Here is a 17765-nt window from a genome sequence, read left to right on the forward strand (position 1 = left end):
AAAACACAAACAACATGAAACATATATTTAAGATCTTCGGAATCGCTTCAATAGCATGCCTTACTTGGTCGTGTTCCAATGTCGATTATGACAATGTAGGCGATGAGAATAAGTTACCTAATGCCGCATATATTGAAGGAGCTGACGTCACTCCACTAAGTAAACTCACAGTAGATGGCAATGGCGGCAAAGGCTCTTTCACTGCTCGTGTGGCTAATAAACTAAGCGATGAAGCTGTATTAAAGTTTGCAATCGATGAGCAAGCACTCGCTGATTACAATGCTGCCAATGGCACAAACTATAAACTCCTGCCGGCAAAATATTACAGCTTGTCTGCCGAAACGCTTACGATTGGCGCTGGTAACGTGGCAAATGGTGCGATAGACATCAATGTTAAGCCCCTCGGAAGCGACCTTGATGCTTCTACAAAATATGCAATCCCCGTGAAATTAGTATCTACTGAGGGGGTGCGTCTATTGAGTTCAAGTGCAACTAAGATATTCGCCATCGACCGAGTACTTTATACTACCTCAATGCGTCAGCAAGGATTCTATCTTAAAACAACCTTCCCAACACCATACACGGGATTGAAAGAATGGACAATGTCATACGCAATTAAACTTGATCGCAATAAAGATAACCAGGCTGTACTATCACCTGACTTCTACTCTCGTGTCACTGCAGATGGTGCTTTGCAAATGAAGGTGGGTGAAACTGATGACCCTAAGGCTTTCGCCAAGACTAAATTGCAACCAGGAAAATGGTACTACATTGCATGGGTATATAACCGTCAACACGTAAAGTGCTATATTAATGGCGTCTTAGACAATGAGTTTGACGTGCCAAAGGTTGAGACTTTCACCAAGTTAAACATGAGTTGGGGTGCATTTGAAGGCTATGTACGTGAGATTCGCCTTTACGACAAAGCACTTTCTGCCTTCCAAGTGATGGACAACTTATACATAGAGACTCCTGATAACCCTAATCTCTTGTTCTATGCTCCATTGAACAAAAAGGTTGGTGTTAAGGATGTATCGAAAAACCACTACCCTATCAAGGTTTATGTAGCTGGTACTAACGATACAGAATATAACCAAAACCTAATCAATTGGAATGATGAAAAGTTCCCGGAATAAGCTCATTATTAAACGAAATAATATGAAAAATAACATATATATTATCGCATTAGCACTCGCAGCTACAGCCTTCACAGGCTGTAGTCACGACTATAACTACGATGGTGAATACGATATAGCTGGTTATTTCCATGGTTCAGACCCACGCAACAACCTCGTTAGCTTCGCTTCTACTACGCAGAAGTATGATAACGATTTTGCGGCTGGTATCTCTACAGGCCAAGATAGCCACACATTTACATTCACAGCAAACATCAGTCGCAGTCTAAAGAATGCCACAACTGTACAGGTTGCCTTCGCAGCCGATGCTCCGTTGTTGACTACTACCTATAAGGATTACAAGGTAGCTACAGCTGATCAGGTGACACTCCCTAATAAAGGAATCTTTGAAATTAGCAAAGAGTTGACTCAACTCAACATCCCTATCACTGTGAATGGCCTCAAGAAGATGGATAGTCCCACAGTAGTTCCAGTACGCATCACACCTACAAACGATGAGTTAAAAAGCCCGACAGGTACTCATCAAGACTATGCCTACATTCTCATCAACCCAAAGGAGCAGTGGATAGTAGCCTTAGAAGGTGATGGAGCTTCGGTAAAGATGGCTTCATCTGGCAATACTTATTCCTCAACCAACACTCTCTATGTAGATTTTGCCATAGAGAAAGCAATCGACCAAGACTGCAAAGTAGGACTGGAACGCGACAATTCAATCTTCAAGAGCGATGGCAATAAGGAGTTAGCTCCTGAAGGTATTACTGTCACTACAAAGGAAAATGCCAAAGGACAGCAAGAAATTCAGGCTACAATAGAATTGCAACACGCTGAGAAATTCACCAAAGCAGGTGAATATGTGCTACCAATGCGCGCCATATTCTATGATAAAGAGGGTAAGAAACACTACATTTCAGGTGGAGAAATACTGATTCCTATCAATGTAGTTGACATCGCTTTCGCTCATTCTTCAACCAGTCCATCTGGTACAGAGATTCCAAGTGAAGACTTCACCCTATCACTTTCAAATCCATTGCAATATGGTTCGATTGATAATCTCACTGATGGCGTAACCAATCAATATGGCTATATGCCTGAAGGAACAACCACCTTGTCTATTGATTTGAAACGTGCCACAACCGTAAAAGGCTTAAAGATTGGTATGTATATCCTCACCGGATTTGAATATTACACGAAATCTGTTAAGATATTCGGCAGTACAGATGGTAAAAAGTGGTTGCCATTGTCTGAAGAAATCAATTTCCAAGAACAGACATGGAATAATATCAACGCAACAAAGAACGTCAAGGTACGTTATTTGAAGCTTGAGTTTAACGTACAAGATTACCTTGGTTCGCTGAGTGAAATCAAGATTTTCAAATAGAAACAAGCTGTAGGCATAGCCCTACACACTTGAAAATAAACGCTAATTCATAAGAGGACGCGTGAGACGATAAGTTTCATGCGTCCTCTTTTCAATTCTAAAAGGATAGAAAAGTCTTAGCAATCTCCCTCTTTCAAGCCATGAAAGATATACTGATCTCAATCTAAACAAAAACAGAAAATCGCTGTAACTTTAATAGGTTACAACGATTTTCCAATGTAATTAAAAGCTCATCAACTCACATTGAGCATACTTTTAGTGGAGCTGGTGGGATTCGAACCCACGTCCGCACAAGGAAACCATACGCTTTCTACACGTTTATTCCGGCCTTCTTTTTCGTGCCATAGCAAGACCCGGACCACCAACTATGACCTTATCCTCTAAAGTTTCACGCATGAAACGAGGCATTCAAGCGCTATTTCCGATTTACCTGCACCGCTAAACCCTTAGATTCGGAACAACATCCTTGGAGCGATGTCTCGTCGCATCACCTTGTAACGCGATAAAGCCAGTAATCTACTATGCTTCGATTAGGCAGCGAGAGCGTAATTGTTTTCGCCAATTAATTTTTTGACTACTCTGATTAAGGAGCGAATAATCGAGGCTCCGCGTGCTTACGTACCATTTCATCTCGCCGTCAAATCCAGTCAACCCCGAGATAAACTGCCTGAGTATATACAACAGGCAACTACGAAGATTTGTCTTTTCTGTTAGAACTTTCTCGCCCTAATGAACGAGAACAATTCTCACATACAGACAAACTCCGCTGCAAAAGTAAGTGATTTTGAGATAAAAACAAAATAAATCGAAAGATTTTATCCTAAAAAGCTCTGTCTGCATCGCAAAGGAAAGGGGATTATAAACTGCCATAACCTGATTGAACATGCGCTATCTTTCGTGATTCTCTTTTGCACATTGCCTCGCCATCATCAGCAAAGCAAATTGCAAACTGCATCAAAACATCCCACAAAATGCCTCATTTCACGATGCATTCTCCGTCATTTTACCGCGTGAAATCATGCACTTTACTTTCCCATGTGACTTACATCAAATCATCTCTCAAGTTTTTTAGAAAAACCGAGCGATAGGAAACCTCATTCAACCGAAAAATAACAGCGATGGTTCTTGTCTCATCTCGCACACTGATTCTCGTGCGTTGCACCATGTTTTTGTTTGCTTTTCGAACGCAATATATGCTGAAGTGGCTCACCATTTGCTTGCGCAGCCTGCCAATGTTGAATCTTGTAAAGAATCCGACCCACAGCTTTACGATAGTCAAAGGGATAGAACAACGTCAAAACATACCAACGTTTATCCTTCCGAATATAATGAGAAGCAAACGCGATATCAGGCATATCTTGTAGCCGTCCGCGTTTAACGAAGTTGCATTCTCGATAGGTGTAGACACTTTCGGGCACCACTTTGCACTCCATAACGATATCAACGCCACTATGAAATCCAAACTGCACATGGCCGCATCCATAGCTTTCAACAAATTCTTGGCGTAAAAACGAAGGATATTCAAACTGATAACCAAAGTCGGAGTCTGTGTAAACACTAAACTGTTCGAAGTCCATCCCCTCCTTGAATCGTTGTTGTGGTGCTCGCCGATCGGGCACAATGAGAAACATAACGCCACAACAAGCAGCAACAAACAACAATATAAAAAGCAATAGTTTCTTCATTTCAACATCCCTTCTGCTTGTCTTCATGCCGCAAATTCCCGTCCATCGCATGACAATTTTTACCCCAATGCCATCTCGATACAATGTCCAACATCAGCAGCTTGCCATTATCGGCATTGCGAGCCCACATGCCTTTACGAATCAAAGCATTACATAAACGTGTATGAAAGTCCTTTGAATGAGCCATAAAAGGACGCAGAAAACTCAATGTAAAACTCCAATTTGCAACACGATAACTGCAAAATAAGTCTACAATCAACAAGATTTGTTTTTCCATTGGCTTGCATTTTATGATGCAAAGTTAGGCGGAGTGCATCATAAAACACAAATAACAAGGCTGACATTTGTCTGACAACAGGCTGACAAAGGCGGTTACAGCAGAAATGAAACGTTATAAACCTATCCCCTACTTCATTATTTCGAGCCGATAATCACGCCCACGTTCCGACGTGACTTTCAGTCTTCCTTCAACTTCAAGCACAGGTTTGATGCGTTTGATAAGCGTATAAAGTGTGTCGCTTGCATCGGGTTTCTTCGGCCAAAGGGCTTCGCAGATGTGCTGTTTCGTAAGCTGATGGCGTGGGTTTTGAAAGAACATGAGAAGCAAAGCATGTTGCATCGGAGTGAGTTTCACCGTTTGATGACTCAGCGTATAAAAGCGATTTTCGGCCTCAGAGAACATTAAATTTCCAAAGATTTGCATGTCATTATGCTGACGTTTGAAGTAACCAATGGAGAAAAGTGCCCACAACAAGGCCACTGCAGAAAACGAAAGTGGTAGTCGCTGGTCGGAGAAGGCAAACACAGCAGCCATCGAACAATTGGCAAGTCCCTGAAACTCGATGTCTGCTTTCATCCCTTTCCTGCGCATAGGTTGGGTAGAAAGTCTGTTCTCTTCATCCCCTAAGGCATAACAAACGATAGAGTTTTTGCGCAAAACAGCTATCCGAAGATAACTGCGATAGGCCTGAATCGTGTCTAAAGTGATAGCCTCATCATGTTTTTCTGCCAATGTTTGCCTCAATGCTTGATTCATATCGGCCACCATTTCACGTTCAGCACTGCGATAACTATGCATGCTCGACAATGCAGCACAAGCCACAATAATGATAAAAACGACTAAAGAATGATATGCTTTCATACGTTCTTCTCCTTCTTAAAGCCTGTTGTCATGGCTTAAAATACGATTACTTCTGTGCAAAAATAATGAAAAAACAGAAATAAACAAAATGAAAATACGATTTGTTTAAGGCTGTATAGAAATATAATCGATGGGAAACCTATACTCAAACGAGGGGACGTTTACAGAAATGAATAGTCAAATAGGACTTTATTTTATAAAAAAATCCTAAAAAATGGGTATTGTTTTATCTATTTTTAAGGTCTACCTTTGCACCAATATAATTATAGTCATGAAAAAGAAATCAATTTTATTGTCCCTCGTGGCACTATGTGTATCGGCCTTGTTCTCTTGTAGTGACAAGAACGATGCACCCTCTTACAGTTCAAAAGCATTGAAAAATGCAGAGTTAGTAAACGTCTTGAAAGCAAAGGGTTACACCTTTAATGAAAACGGTCAGTTAGCACTTAACGATCTTGTCAATAATACTACATCACTTGATTTGAGTGGAACGAAGTTGAAAGACCTGACAGAACTCGACATATTTCCCAATCTCCACGAGTTGAAACTCACTAATAATGGGTATGGTCCAACGTTTGATTTCACTAAACTTCCTGCTCAAATCACCGGTGTCGACCTGACAAATAACGACATTTATGATTTTGAAGGCTTAGTAAGTACTAAGGTTGAGAATGATGAAGTAAAAACAACCATTCTTAGACCATTGGCAAAACTCTATCTTCCGGCTACGGCAAAATATAATGTAGAAGACTTGATGCCATTCTACACAGAGAGCAAAGCTGAGAAGAAACAGGTTGACATGCAGATGATTAACGCTAAAGGACAGTTGGAAACCTATAATACAATCAGAGAAATTCCCGACGAATACTTCAGAAAATACCTTAAAACGGTATTCAAAGATCTGTTTGTTGACGAAACATCCATTGATATCAGCAAGCCTATGCCGTTGGAAGCAACGGGACAAAATGTGATGTTGAATGTTTTGATTCCATTTGAAGATATTAATAAAGTAAAATCTGTTGAGGGTATAGAATACTTTATCAACAATCCTTTCTACAAAACATTCGGAGTTGCTTTGAATTGTACGAACCATTGTTCCATAGCGTATATTGCCCCAAGAGCAAACATAAAAGCGTTAGCACTCACTAACATTGATACCAACCCAGAGTCAGACTTCACAAAAGCAACAAGTTTAGTAGCTTTAGACTTTACTCACAACAATACAGTTCAACGCTTAGATTTTTCACAAACATTAATCGGAAACCAAAAGGCTGAGGCTTTTGATGTGCTCTTCACCAACATTTTAGGTTTGCGAGATTGTAAGAACTTACAGGAAGTGGTCATTCGAAAATCTGGTGAAGGAATATTAAATAATCTGGCATTTATTGACTTGCCTAAGTTGAAACAGATTGATTTGAGCTTTGTAAAAGGCCTCCAAGACCTCATGTTACTCCGCCTACCGAATTGTAAAATAACTTATCCTACCACTTTAAAGTATTATTATGATGGTGGTGCTAATGAGTTGGTAGACCTGTCTGAAACGAATACTATTAGTTTAACGCTATCAGAAGATGTCTACAAAAAAGACGAGACAAAGGCATTTATAACAAAATACAATAAATACCTTGGGGATGGTTATGATGTTTGGAGTGAATACAATCCCTATAAATGGAAATAAACAGTTTTAATTTTTAGATTAACTTATCATGCAAAAAAGAATATTTTCGTTGTTGATGCTATTATGGTGCATCGTTTCATTAAATAGCGTTTACGCTGCTAATGAGGCTCATGTTGGAGACCGGGTGGCTTATTCCGGCACACTGACTCGCGTCTATATGAATGGCGAAAAGGTCTCAGGGCAAGCTGTAAAGGCATTTGTAACAAAGACATCAGAGCATACCTATACCATAGAGCTTCAAGAATTCAAGGCCGGAAAAATGCCGGGAACTATCCAGGTAATAGCAAAAGATGTCAGTGTTTCTGCAGATGGTTCGTTTAATATGCCGTCAATGCAGAATATTATTGTGTTGAAATTATTTGTTCTTTTTACAACTAAAAGTTCTTTCAACGCAGATCTTTCTGGGGCAATCACATCCGATGGTCGGTTGACTTTCACCGTTACATCGGTGAATGCAAAATATTTTGGAATTCCTTTCAAAGCAATTGTTACTTTCAAGGGACATCGATAAAATAATAGTTTGCGGCATTGCATGCTACGATGCTTTGTCGCAAATTTCGAATTTAGTAGTATTCTATTCAATGGTTTAATCATGATATATTCATATTTTCGCAGGACTCCGCTGTTTATTCTATCTTTCTTATGCATTTTCCTCACCGTTTCTTGCAGTTCAGATGAGGAACTGAAAAGGGCCGATGCCGACATTAAGTTGGTGAACGAGGCTAAATCTTTTCTTCAAGGAGATATTATCCTGAATACACAGGCTTTTATGGGTAATGTTGACAAGACCTTACTTCCAACAGGATGCCCTACAAAATTTAACTTTACCTGGAGTAATACAGACCCACAAAGCTTTACAATCTCGCTGTTAGACTTTACTGTTGGTAAGATGGGGATGATTATAAACTTCAACTGTGCGGTAAAAACGATACAGCTTAATTCTTGGGAAAAAGAAGAATATAAAGGGGAAGGTTGGATTAAGTTTTATGGTGAAAACGGCTCTGTTTCTGGAGAAGATGCGAAGGGAGTGCCATCACAAGCAATGGGAAGTGTCGTGAAAGGATATTATAATGTAATGACTCATCAGATAAACTTCATCGTCAATTACAACATGATGAATGTGCGTTCAGAGTGTTTCCTGCAAACCATTGACAAAAATCGCATCAAAACCTACGAAAAGGACTTTAAGAAATATGAGGAAGACCTCAAGAAATATAAAGAAGAGCATGGATTGTAGCCCGCATAGCAAAGCCTTGTAACATTGAAATGCGGGTGAAGCCAAGTGTTATCCGCATTTCTTTCCGCATAGAAGAAACGTAGATGAAAAGAAAAAAGCTATTCCTCACCTTGTTGTTCTGTTGGGGTTGCATGGCGTTATGGGCGCAACAGCAACTGAAATTCAAGGTTGAAGAGCAAGGAACGCAGCAACCTTTGGAAGGTATTTATATCTCTCTCACTCCAAATGGTAGCACAAAGGCGGCCTATACAGCTGTGACCGATGCTGCGGGCGAGGCTGTTTTTAATCTTGAAAGACAGGGCTTTTACCACTATCAGATTATTGCTGTAGGCTATGTTACAGCTTCAGGCGAGGTGCAACTGCCTCAAAAAGAGACGGTAAAGATTGCCTTGCGCGAGGATGTGATGCATCTGAATGACGTGGTTGTGACGGGTTCACGCACCGAACGTCCTGTGAAACTCTCGCCCATCACGACACAAGTGTTAGGTGGAAAGGCTTTAGTTGATGCAGGATATAGCGACCTTCAACATGCGCTCCAGCAGGAAACACCCGGCATGAACATTCAAAAGGTGGGTTTTGGCAACGAGATTTCGATGCAAGGGTTGGATGCGCGGCATGTGCTTTTCCTGCAAGATGGTGAGCGAATGACAGGCGAGATGGCGGGCAACTTAGATTATGAGCGGTTTAATTTGCACGCCATCGACCGCATCGAGATTGTGAAAGGTGCCAGCAGCACGCTCTATGGCAGCCGAGCTTCGGGCGCAGTCATCAACCTCATCTCAAAGAAAGCGGCGAAACCTTTGGATATTCAGGCCGGCTTTCGCTGGGGACAGATGAACGAACGCAACTACAAACAGCCCTCAAAGCACGACTTTCTCTATATGTTTGAGAAGAATAGCGACCGCCCCAACCTGCAAGCGTGGGTGTCTGCAGGCATGAAATATAAGGCGATTACCTCGCAAACCGATGTTTGGTATAGCTCGAGTGATGCGTTTTATCTTTACCAGGCCACGCACGACCAAAAGGTTTATACGAAAGAAGCCAATCCGTTTTTGCCGCATGATATTGTTCTCAACAGCGTCGTTGCACGTCCACCTATGGGCATTGAGGGTACCGAGCATGTGTCGTTGGCACAGAAATTTTACTTCGACCCTGTGAAAAACCTCTCGATGCAGGTCTATGGCACGCTGTTTTTTATGAATTCCTACGACCTCATTCAAGACCTTAATTTCACGCAGAGCCGTGATTTCATGACGGGCTTTAAAGCAAAGTATGATGTCAAGAATTGGTTTTCGGTGCAGTTGAGCTTGCATGGTGATTTCTATCAGCGATTTAAACGCCACGAACGAATTGACGAACGCAAGGTGGTTTATAAGAGTCAGATTTTAGAACCGCGCCTCTCGCTGACGAGTAATTATTTCAATCATCACAGTTTCATTTTCGGAATAGAGCACACCAGCGACGATTTAACGAGTGACCGCTTTGTCAATCGCAAGATGACTACACGCGCGCTGCGCGAAACCGAATATTTCTTGCAGGATGAATGGACGCCCACAACGCATTGGATGTTATCCTTGGGGGTACGCACTAACTTTTCAAAAGCTTTTGGTTTTATGTGGATGCCCAAGCTCGCAGCCAAGTACTCGCTGAACGAGCAATGGGCCTTTCGTGCCAATTATTCCATGGGCTATCGGGCACCGAGCATCAAAGAGCTGTTCTTTAACTGGGATCATCTCGGCATGTTTCAAATCCGTGGCAATGAAGAGTTGCGTCCCGAGAAAAACCATTATGTATCGGTGGGCACGGAATACAGCACCGAACGCTTCTTTATGAACGTGAATGCGTATGGCAATTTCTTTCGGAAAAAGATTGAAGGCGTGTGGCACATCTACGACATGCAATATAACTTTGAATACACCAACCTTCGCAATCAACGCATGTTGGGCGTTGAAGCAATTCTCAAATGGCATTTCATCGATGGATTTACGCTCAACGGAACGTATAGCTATGTGAATGTAAGTAAACAGCAAGGCATACAAGTTAACACCACATCGCCCCACGCTGCAACGGGAAGTTTGGACTATACGCTGAACCGAAAGAACTATCGTTTGAAGACCATTTTCAGTGCGTCGCTCATGGGGCAGAAGCAGTTTGACGTGCAAGACCGCGTTTGGGTGGATGAACACCACAAGAGTTACGATGCCTATTTCCGTTGCACCCTGCCCACTTATGTGCTGTGCAATTTGGCTCTGGTGCAGACCTTCTATAACAAAGTGAAGGTAACGCTCGGCGTGGATAACCTCTTTAACTATGTGCCCCACACGTTAGGTTCGGGCATTACGATGTTCAACGTGCCGGCAACATGTGGCGCAAGGGGTTATGTTCAAGTAGAATTTTTGATGGATGAAATCGTGAAATCCCTAAAACGTAAGCGATGAAAGCAATACAATGTTTATGGCTGAGCTGCGCAATGGTGTTGGCTTCGTGTGTGCATTATGATGCCGAACCTTTCAATGGAAAGACCCTTCCGCGCATCACGGGCTATTTAACGGGTGTGAGCAACGACTGGTTGTATATTAATTTGCGCACAGGCGAGGTGTTTAATCGCTATATGCCTGGCAGCGATATCAAAGAAGGTGAACAACATCATCATTTAGATTGGGATGTGGCTTTCTGTGGCTATCGGCTTCGAACCAACAGCGGTACGTCGGGCGAAGGGCTGGGGGGAGCGGCCGATTTGGGCTATGGCAACTACGATAAGTGGCAACATGTGGCGCAGTTGCCGGCCGGTTTGCAATGGACTGTCGACGACCATTCGGTGTCGATTACCTATTCGCGCAACGATTGGAACAAGTATCTCATCGCCCATCATCTTGACTTCAACGAGAATCCTTGGTTTGATCCCAACCGCGGACCTGCCACGTTGAAGACCGATGCCAACCCCTTGTTGTCGCAAGCGCTCACCTTCTCGGGACCACCTCCCGTCTATGCGCCCTCGTTTCACACCTATGTTGTGCGCACGGCCGATGGACAGCGTTATTTTAAACTGCAAATCATCAGCTGGTTTAAGGGCGATGTTGAGTTGGGAGACACGGGTGGACAAATCAGTTATTATTGTGATGAATTAAAATAGCAGCGTGCAAACGCTGTTCTAAAACCATTTGAATTATGAACAAAGAAAAAGAATCCTCCTCGCAATGGTATGTGAAACAAACCCTCGTGGCGTTTCTCTTGGTGCTTTTTGCCATGCCTTTAGCCCATGCCGCGATGATTTTAATGGAGAAATTGATGAGCGAAGGCAGTGTGCATGTGGCCGGCTTTCTGCTCGGATTGTTAGGCTTTGTGCTCGTTATTATCGGCGTGTTTGCCCGGGGCGACACACGACAAACGCTGTGGGGCTTGTTTGGTGGTCTGCTGTTTTGGACCGGCTGGGTTGAGTTTCTCTTTATGTATTATGCGCGGCGCTACGGTGTTCAGCCCGAGATAGAGCATGGTGTGGTGGTGACAAAACCCGAATATCTCATCCTGCCCGCCACGTTTGGCATGTGGATGATGACGATGTTGATGTATGTTTTCAGCACGCGCAACGGCTGTTTGTTTATCACTTGGCTGCAAAAGGTGCTGTTCAGAGGACGAAGAAACCAAATTGTTGTGCGCCCGATGACGCGCCACACGTCCATCGTTACCTTTATGGAAGTCAACATGATGCTGTGGGCTTTCTATCTGCTGTTGATGTTCTGCTACGACAAAAACTTCTTAGGCGACCATCATCCCGTCACGTTCTTGGTGGGGTTGGGCTGTTTGGTGGGCTCGGTTTTCATGCTCAAACGTCAGTTGCACCTTGCCGCTTGGGGCGCCAACATCCGCATGGCCATCGCCACAGTGATTGTGTTTTGGACGCCGGTAGAAATTCTTGGGCGCATCAACTTCTTCAAAGGATTTTGGGAGCAGCCCGAGAAATTTGTGCTTCCCATGCTGATTATCTTGACAGCTTTTGCGGTCTTGGGTGTTTATCTATGGCGAAAAGGTCAGGTAAAGCGATAACAACAGGACTTTTCCTCTACAGAAGTATCATAAACAAAGAAGTTTTCAAAGAAGAAAAAATCAGTGTAGTGTTATGAGATATATTATTGCTATGGACTCTTTCAAAGGGAGTCTTACCTCTGAAGAAGTAGGAAAAGCGGTGGCCGATAATTTGAAAAGCCACGATGAAGAAGCAGAAATTAAAGTACTTTCGGTCTCAGATGGTGGCGAAGGTATGCTTGATGCATTCTGCAAAGCCACACATGCCACACGACTTTCTGTACCTACTCGCGATGCTTTAATGCGTCGGATTGAGGCACAATATGCCATAACTCCTGACGGAACCGCTATCATAGAAGTGGCTCAAGCCTGTGGACTCATGCACATTGAACACGAGCAACGCAATCCCATGCGCACCACTTCATATGGTGTGGGCTTGCTTGTTGCAGACGCTTTGCGCCATAATTGCCACAAGATGATTATCGGATTAGGTGGTAGTGCCACAAGCGATGCTGGCATAGGGATGCTTCGTGCGCTGATTGATACCTTTGCTCCAGAAGATCATTTTAATGCCATTCGCCCCTTATTTGACAATTGTGAGGTAATCTTGGCAAGCGATGTAACAAATCCTCTCTATGGAATTAATGGCGCAGCCCATGTCTTTGCAAAGCAGAAAGGGGCTACTTCATCGATGATTGAGGCCTTAGATGCACGGGCTAAACAGTTTGCTTCGCACACAAAAAGAGCCATGGGATTTGACAAAAGCAGGCAGCCTGGAGCAGGAGCAGCAGGTGGTTTGGGCTACGCTTTCATGCAGTTTCTCAATGCAGAGATGCTATCGGGTGCCGAATTGCTTTTGCATTTACTCCAGTTTGATAAGCTGTTATCCCATGCCGACATCGTCATTACAGGCGAAGGCAAGAGTGATCGTCAAACGCTGATGGGCAAACTACCGGCTGTCATCATGCAACACGCCCGCCAACATCACCTCCCCACCCTATTGTTGTCTGGTCAAATTGAAGACCACGATAGTCTTATCACAGCCGGATTCAAAGCAGCCTGCGCCGTGACACCAAGCGATATGACACTTGAAGAGGCAATGATTCCCGAGAAAGCTAAGGCCAACATTAGGGATTTTCCCCTCCCTATTTAGGGAAAATCCTTTCAAACGATGTTTTATTTGTTCTACTTTTGTATCGTGAAGATTAAGCAATGAGTGCTTCAATGCTCACAATTTATTCTGTAACAAATAAAAGATCGGAATATGAAAAAGTTTATATTAGCCCTCACAATGCTGTTCACACTAATGGTGTCGGCAAGCGCAATGAGTTACGAACAGGCTCGTCAGCAAGCGTTGTTCCTTACAGATAAGATGGCGTATGAACTGAATCTCACAGATGAACAGTATGAGGCTGCCTATGAAATCAACCTCGATTATCTGATGAGCATCAATGATTACAACGATGTTTACAATGTTTATTGGACACAACGCAACTTAGATTTAAGTTACATTCTACTTGATTGGCAATACAGAGCCTATTGTTCTGCCAACTATTTCTACCGTCCTTTGTATTGGGATGACGGCTATTGGAGGTTCAGAGTCTATGCCCGTTACCCTCACAGGGATTACTTTTACTTTGGTAGACCAAGCTTTTATGCAGTGTATAGAGGCGGACATAGCTGGCGAATTAATGGCGGAAGAAGTTGGTATCGTGGTAGAGATTTCGGCTTCAGAGAAGGCAGACGTTACATAGGAATGCGTGACAACTTCAACCAAGGCAACTATGGTCGTGGTTTCAGTAGCCGCAATTTCGACAACTATAACAATGATAATCGTGTGTTTGGAGGCTCACGCAACAGCCGACTCTATGGTAATGACGACCGAGATAGTAGGGCTTTTGGAAACAACGATAATTCAAACTCACGCTATAATCGCCCATTTGACAATAGTCGTTCGCGCATATTCGGAGGTAGTGCAGCAACGGAGAGCCGCAGTAACAACACATTTAATAACCGACAAAGCAGCACTCGGTCTACTCTTCCAGCTGTTCCCAATCGCACTTTCGGAGCAGATCGTGGCAGCATGAACCAGGAACCAAGCCGCATTTTCGACCGCTCAAACAGCGAACGCTCGTTTGGTGGCAGTGCACCGACACGCTCATTTGGCGACAATGTGCCTTCACGTTCTTTCGGAAATAGCGCACCAAGCCGTTCGTTTGGAGGCGAAAGTGCTCCCACTCGCTCATTCGGTGGCGGCGGAACTACGCAAGGAAGTCATGGTGTTTTTGGCGGAAGACGATAAAAGAAGAAACAAAGACCAACACATTCTAAATTATACAATATATACAATTCAATCAAATGGGATTATCAGAGGGCTTCAGCCCGACGATAATCCCATATTTCTTAGCCCGCGTTGAAAATCATTTTAGAACATCATAACTGATAAATTCTGACCTCAGCATTATCCATTTTCTGTATTTCTCCCATTGGTTTATGAAAATAAACACTTTGAATGGCCTTATTGATGATGCCATGTCCCACGGCAAGCACCGTCTTGTTGGGATATGAAGTGCGAAGAAACTCCAAGAATTTTAGTGCACGTTGTTTCAAGGCTTCAAGGCTTTCGACATTCTCAGGCCATGGTTTGTCCTTCAAATCAGGAATAAACTTCCCCGTGAAATCCCCCCAATCACGCTCTCGAAGCAAAGGAGTTGTTTCGACTTCTTTATGATGTGGCGCAGCAATAATCCTACAGGTGTCGACAGAACGTTTCAAATCACTCGACACAAAGACATCTATCGGCTCATCTTTCAACTTGTTGCGCGTGGTCTCGGCTTGCTGAATACCGCGTTCATTGAGTTCACCTTGCAAATGCCCCTGCAGAATCTGTGCCGCATTATCAACCGTTTCACCATGCCGCACCAAATATAATGTTGTCATAACCAATTGATTTTTACTGCAAAAATACAAAAAAGAACAGACACATAGCAGTGAGTTCATAGTTTTTTCTTATCTTTGTCGTTGGATAATAAACAAGATATGAAAGTATTCAAGACCTCACTTTTCCGCGCCATTTGTGCGATTATTGTCGGCGCATTACTCATTAAATATCGCGAAGAAACCATGCAATGGCTAACCATCACCATTGGAGTTATCTTCTTTCTTTCGGGCGTTGTGTCGCTGGCTTCCTACTATTCGGCTCGCAAATCGGCTGGAGGTCCAGAGGTATACAACAGCAATGGCGAGTTGATTTCAGGCGGTCCACGCCCTGCTTTGCCTATCGTTGGCATAGGAAGTGTAATCCTCGGTGCTATCTTAACCCTCATGCCAGACACCTTTATCAATGGACTCACCTATATTATTGCCGCACTTCTCATCGTGGGAGCTATCAGTCAATTCATCAATTTGGCTTCAGCGCGCAAGTATGCTGACATTGGTTTATTCTATTGGTTGATGCCCTCTGTCATCTTGTTAACAGGACTTGTGGCCATCATCTATCCCAAAGCAATCGCCTCTGCGCCTTTATTTGTCATTGGATGGTGCATGCTAATATACGGCGTTGTGGAGTGTATCAACACCTTGAAGATACATTCTTGTCAGAAACAAATAAGCAAACAAGAGGCTGAAACGCCTGCTATTGAGGAACAAACGGAAACAAAAGACGAGCAACAACCTGCTGAATAAGCTCACAGGATGCAAGGGCTCTGCACACGATATGGCGCCACCGAACAGCCAAGGTCTTTTAGACGGGCTCTCGGTTTGCGCCATATCGCTTTTTCAGGGAAGTTTATTTTATGGATTATTGCTTTCCGATTCTATGCTTTTTGAATCGACTTTTCACCACCATTTTGTAAAATAAACAACCCGTTTTTTAACACTTCACAAAACGAGTAAATAGAAACGAAATAAGCGAAAAACACAAAACATCGTTCGATTACAAGCACTTTTCTCCCTCAAAATCCCTCTTTCAAAGTTCAATCTCAGTCATTTTACGCCTCTAAACCCATCATTTCATCACGTAATCTGCTTGAAAAGACAAGGCAAAATGGCACAGATTACACACTGAAACAACACAAATCATCGGCCTTTTTGCCCCATCGAAGACACTAAAATCTAATAAATTTTATAATCATCTGACTGCCAAAACTTTATCAACCCACGCCAAAACTCGCGTATTTTCAACGAAAAGAAGTTGCGGTTTGAATATGCACGTTATGCAAAGCCTATTGTAAAGATGTTTAATAGCTATCAACTTAGCATTGAAAGTCACTTTATCAAGGACAAACAAAGGGGCAAAGCAGAAGAAAAACAAACAGCTTTTCACTCGCTTGTAGAGGCAAAGTAGCTTCACTAAAAAGGGGCTTTATACACATCAAAAAGCTTTTTGTGCATATAATTTGGTCAATAACCAAAAATAATGTATCTTTGCGCGTACGCTAAAGTGAAACTATACACATACTTTATATACATTCTATGAAATTGAAAATCGTTGTACTTGCCAAGCAAGTACCTGACACACGAAACGTAGGAAAAGACGCTATGACGGCTGAAGGCACAGTAAACCGCGCAGCACTCCCTGCAATTTTCAATCCGGAAGACCTGAATGCACTTGAACAGGCCTTACGAATCAAAGACCAAAATCCAGGTTCTACAGTTGGAATTCTAACGATGGGACCTCCCCGTGCAGGTGAGATTATCCGTCAAGGGCTATACCGCGGCGCTGACGAAGGTTGGCTTTTGACCGACCGAAAGAGTGCAGGCGCTGACACTTTAGCAACATCCTACTTCCTCGCTAAAGGCATAGAGAAGATTGGAAACGTTGATATTGTCATTGGAGGACGCCAAGCAATAGACGGTGATACGGCACAAGTTGGTCCGCAAGTAGCACAGAAACTCGGTTTGAACCAAGTGACTTATGCCGAAGAAGTGGTTAAGATTGAGGACGGAAAAGCAACCATTCGTCGTCACATTGATGGCGGTGTAGAGACTGTTGAGACTCCACTTCCTGTGTTGATTACCGTAAATGGCAGTGCCGCTCCAGCTCGTCCATGCAATGCAAAGCTTGTAATGAAATATAAATATGCAACTTGTCCGATGGAACGTAAAGGCGATGAACCTTGGAGTTCGCTTTATGAGACGCGCCCTTATCTGACACTTGGCCAGTGGAGTATAGCCGATTGTGGAGCTGACTACGACCAATGTGGCTTGGCAGGTTCACCTACTAAGGTGAAGACGGTACAGAATATTGTGTTCCAAGCAAAGGAAAGTAAAACCTTAACAGGCAGTGACAACGATGTAGAAAGCTTGGTAAAGGAACTATTAAACGAAAAGATTATTGGCTAAAAACATAGGAATGGTTGGTTGAAGAACCTCAGTGTGTTGGACAAGCAAAGGTTGAATAAGCGGAAAAAACAAAGCCACGGGCAACCTTTTTGATTTATTCGAAATCTCAACAACATCTTCTTCATACCACAATCCTCATTCAAA

At 43.1% G+C, this 17765-nt stretch carries 16 protein-coding genes and 1 other RNA gene; 12 read left to right on the forward strand and 5 right to left on the reverse strand.

The features are described 5' to 3' along the window. The first annotated feature begins 14 nt into the window (after window positions 1-14). Together HMPREF9145_RS03510 and HMPREF9145_RS03515 are read left to right on the forward strand one after the other, a co-directional pair. The gene (locus HMPREF9145_RS03510) at window positions 15-1136 is read left to right on the forward strand and encodes a DUF1735 and LamG domain-containing protein (protein ID WP_021824947.1); all 1122 of its coding nucleotides are present in this window, start codon (window positions 15-17) and stop codon (window positions 1134-1136) included. A 22-nt stretch (window positions 1137-1158) separates the two neighbouring features. Beyond that, window positions 1159-2514: a discoidin domain-containing protein gene (locus HMPREF9145_RS03515; protein WP_021824855.1), complete on the forward strand. Its 1356-nt coding sequence runs from the start codon at window positions 1159-1161 to the stop codon at window positions 2512-2514. Between the two features lie 256 nt (window positions 2515-2770). Here the strand turns inward: HMPREF9145_RS03515 and ssrA are convergent. The 4 genes from ssrA to HMPREF9145_RS03530 form a co-directional block, all read right to left on the reverse strand. Then, window positions 2771-3169: a transfer-messenger RNA gene (ssrA, locus tag HMPREF9145_RS12685) on the reverse strand. Window positions 3170-3644: 475 nt separating this feature from the next. After that, the gene (locus tag HMPREF9145_RS03520; RefSeq protein ID WP_036906397.1) at window positions 3645-4199 is read right to left on the reverse strand and encodes a hypothetical protein; all 555 of its coding nucleotides are present in this window, start codon (window positions 4197-4199) and stop codon (window positions 3645-3647) included. Window position 4200: 1 nt separating this feature from the next. Next, window positions 4201-4476 (reverse strand): hypothetical protein, encoded by a 276-nt coding sequence (locus HMPREF9145_RS03525; RefSeq protein ID WP_021824901.1) that lies wholly within the window; start codon window positions 4474-4476, stop codon window positions 4201-4203. Window positions 4477-4605: 129 nt separating this feature from the next. Further along, window positions 4606-5340, reverse strand: a complete 735-nt coding sequence (locus tag HMPREF9145_RS03530; RefSeq protein WP_021824825.1) for a helix-turn-helix domain-containing protein — start codon at window positions 5338-5340, stop codon at window positions 4606-4608. A gap of 271 nt (window positions 5341-5611) precedes the next feature. Here HMPREF9145_RS03530 and HMPREF9145_RS03535 point away from each other — a divergent pair, with 271 nt between their 5' ends. The 8 genes from HMPREF9145_RS03535 to HMPREF9145_RS03570 all read left to right on the forward strand — a co-directional run bounded on the left by HMPREF9145_RS03535 (window position 5612) and on the right by HMPREF9145_RS03570 (window position 14580). Continuing rightward, complete coding sequence (locus tag HMPREF9145_RS03535) at window positions 5612-7018, forward strand: hypothetical protein (protein ID WP_036906399.1); 1407 nt, start codon at window positions 5612-5614, stop codon at window positions 7016-7018. A gap of 28 nt (window positions 7019-7046) precedes the next feature. Further along, a complete protein-coding gene (locus HMPREF9145_RS03540) occupies window positions 7047-7529 on the forward strand; it encodes a calycin-like domain-containing protein (RefSeq protein WP_021824949.1) in 483 nt (160 codons plus the stop codon). 81 nt (window positions 7530-7610) lie between these two features. Beyond that, window positions 7611-8255, forward strand: a complete 645-nt coding sequence (locus HMPREF9145_RS03545) for a DUF4903 family protein (RefSeq protein ID WP_036906401.1) — start codon at window positions 7611-7613, stop codon at window positions 8253-8255. A gap of 83 nt (window positions 8256-8338) precedes the next feature. After that, complete coding sequence (locus HMPREF9145_RS03550; RefSeq protein WP_021824952.1) at window positions 8339-10693, forward strand: TonB-dependent receptor; 2355 nt, start codon at window positions 8339-8341, stop codon at window positions 10691-10693. Beyond that, on the forward strand, window positions 10690-11388 hold the full coding sequence (locus HMPREF9145_RS03555) for an HmuY family protein (RefSeq protein WP_021825150.1): 699 nt from the start codon (window positions 10690-10692) through the stop codon (window positions 11386-11388). The genes HMPREF9145_RS03550 and HMPREF9145_RS03555 overlap by 4 nt, the downstream gene beginning before the upstream one ends. 35 nt (window positions 11389-11423) lie before the next feature. Beyond that, window positions 11424-12299, forward strand: coding sequence for a hypothetical protein (locus HMPREF9145_RS03560; protein ID WP_021824870.1), 876 nt, complete (start codon window positions 11424-11426; stop codon window positions 12297-12299). A 73-nt stretch (window positions 12300-12372) separates the two neighbouring features. Continuing rightward, the gene (locus tag HMPREF9145_RS03565) at window positions 12373-13431 is read left to right on the forward strand and encodes a glycerate kinase family protein (RefSeq protein WP_021824920.1); all 1059 of its coding nucleotides are present in this window, start codon (window positions 12373-12375) and stop codon (window positions 13429-13431) included. Window positions 13432-13542: 111 nt separating this feature from the next. Beyond that, the gene (locus HMPREF9145_RS03570) at window positions 13543-14580 is read left to right on the forward strand and encodes a hypothetical protein (protein ID WP_021824875.1); all 1038 of its coding nucleotides are present in this window, start codon (window positions 13543-13545) and stop codon (window positions 14578-14580) included. 131 nt (window positions 14581-14711) lie between these two features. On the opposite strand, the gene HMPREF9145_RS03575 is transcribed toward HMPREF9145_RS03570, so the two are convergent. After that, complete coding sequence (locus HMPREF9145_RS03575; RefSeq protein WP_021825075.1) at window positions 14712-15218, reverse strand: histidine phosphatase family protein; 507 nt, start codon at window positions 15216-15218, stop codon at window positions 14712-14714. A gap of 99 nt (window positions 15219-15317) precedes the next feature. Between HMPREF9145_RS03575 and HMPREF9145_RS03580 the strand changes: the two genes are divergently transcribed. Further along, a complete protein-coding gene (locus HMPREF9145_RS03580; protein WP_021824993.1) occupies window positions 15318-15962 on the forward strand; it encodes an HdeD family acid-resistance protein in 645 nt (214 codons plus the stop codon). A gap of 789 nt (window positions 15963-16751) precedes the next feature. Further along, on the forward strand, window positions 16752-17621 hold the full coding sequence (locus HMPREF9145_RS03585; protein WP_007135594.1) for an electron transfer flavoprotein subunit beta/FixA family protein: 870 nt from the start codon (window positions 16752-16754) through the stop codon (window positions 17619-17621). The last annotated feature ends 144 nt before the right edge of the window (window positions 17622-17765 follow it).

The organism is Segatella salivae F0493 (assembly GCF_000477535.1).
GTDB lineage: Bacteria > Bacteroidota > Bacteroidia > Bacteroidales > Bacteroidaceae > Prevotella > Prevotella salivae.

Excerpts from the sequence above, each read along its gene's own strand:
- HMPREF9145_RS03510 (WP_021824947.1), top strand. The coding sequence starts at position 15 with ATGAAACATATATTTAAGATCTTCGGAATCGCTTCAATAGCATGCCTT.
- HMPREF9145_RS03515 (WP_021824855.1), top strand. The coding sequence starts at position 1,159 with ATGAAAAATAACATATATATTATCGCATTAGCACTCGCAGCTACAGCC.
- HMPREF9145_RS03520 (WP_036906397.1), bottom strand. The coding sequence starts at position 4,199 with ATGAAGAAACTATTGCTTTTTATATTGTTGTTTGTTGCTGCTTGTTGT.
- HMPREF9145_RS03525 (WP_021824901.1), bottom strand. The coding sequence starts at position 4,476 with ATGGAAAAACAAATCTTGTTGATTGTAGACTTATTTTGCAGTTATCGT.
- HMPREF9145_RS03530 (WP_021824825.1), bottom strand. The coding sequence starts at position 5,340 with ATGAAAGCATATCATTCTTTAGTCGTTTTTATCATTATTGTGGCTTGT.
- HMPREF9145_RS03535 (WP_036906399.1), top strand. The coding sequence starts at position 5,612 with ATGAAAAAGAAATCAATTTTATTGTCCCTCGTGGCACTATGTGTATCG.
- HMPREF9145_RS03540 (WP_021824949.1), top strand. The coding sequence starts at position 7,047 with ATGCAAAAAAGAATATTTTCGTTGTTGATGCTATTATGGTGCATCGTT.
- HMPREF9145_RS03545 (WP_036906401.1), top strand. The coding sequence starts at position 7,611 with ATGATATATTCATATTTTCGCAGGACTCCGCTGTTTATTCTATCTTTC.
- HMPREF9145_RS03550 (WP_021824952.1), top strand. The coding sequence starts at position 8,339 with ATGAAAAGAAAAAAGCTATTCCTCACCTTGTTGTTCTGTTGGGGTTGC.
- HMPREF9145_RS03555 (WP_021825150.1), top strand. The coding sequence starts at position 10,690 with ATGAAAGCAATACAATGTTTATGGCTGAGCTGCGCAATGGTGTTGGCT.
- HMPREF9145_RS03560 (WP_021824870.1), top strand. The coding sequence starts at position 11,424 with ATGAACAAAGAAAAAGAATCCTCCTCGCAATGGTATGTGAAACAAACC.
- HMPREF9145_RS03565 (WP_021824920.1), top strand. The coding sequence starts at position 12,373 with ATGAGATATATTATTGCTATGGACTCTTTCAAAGGGAGTCTTACCTCT.
- HMPREF9145_RS03570 (WP_021824875.1), top strand. The coding sequence starts at position 13,543 with ATGAAAAAGTTTATATTAGCCCTCACAATGCTGTTCACACTAATGGTG.
- HMPREF9145_RS03575 (WP_021825075.1), bottom strand. The coding sequence starts at position 15,218 with ATGACAACATTATATTTGGTGCGGCATGGTGAAACGGTTGATAATGCG.
- HMPREF9145_RS03580 (WP_021824993.1), top strand. The coding sequence starts at position 15,318 with ATGAAAGTATTCAAGACCTCACTTTTCCGCGCCATTTGTGCGATTATT.
- HMPREF9145_RS03585 (WP_007135594.1), top strand. The coding sequence starts at position 16,752 with ATGAAATTGAAAATCGTTGTACTTGCCAAGCAAGTACCTGACACACGA.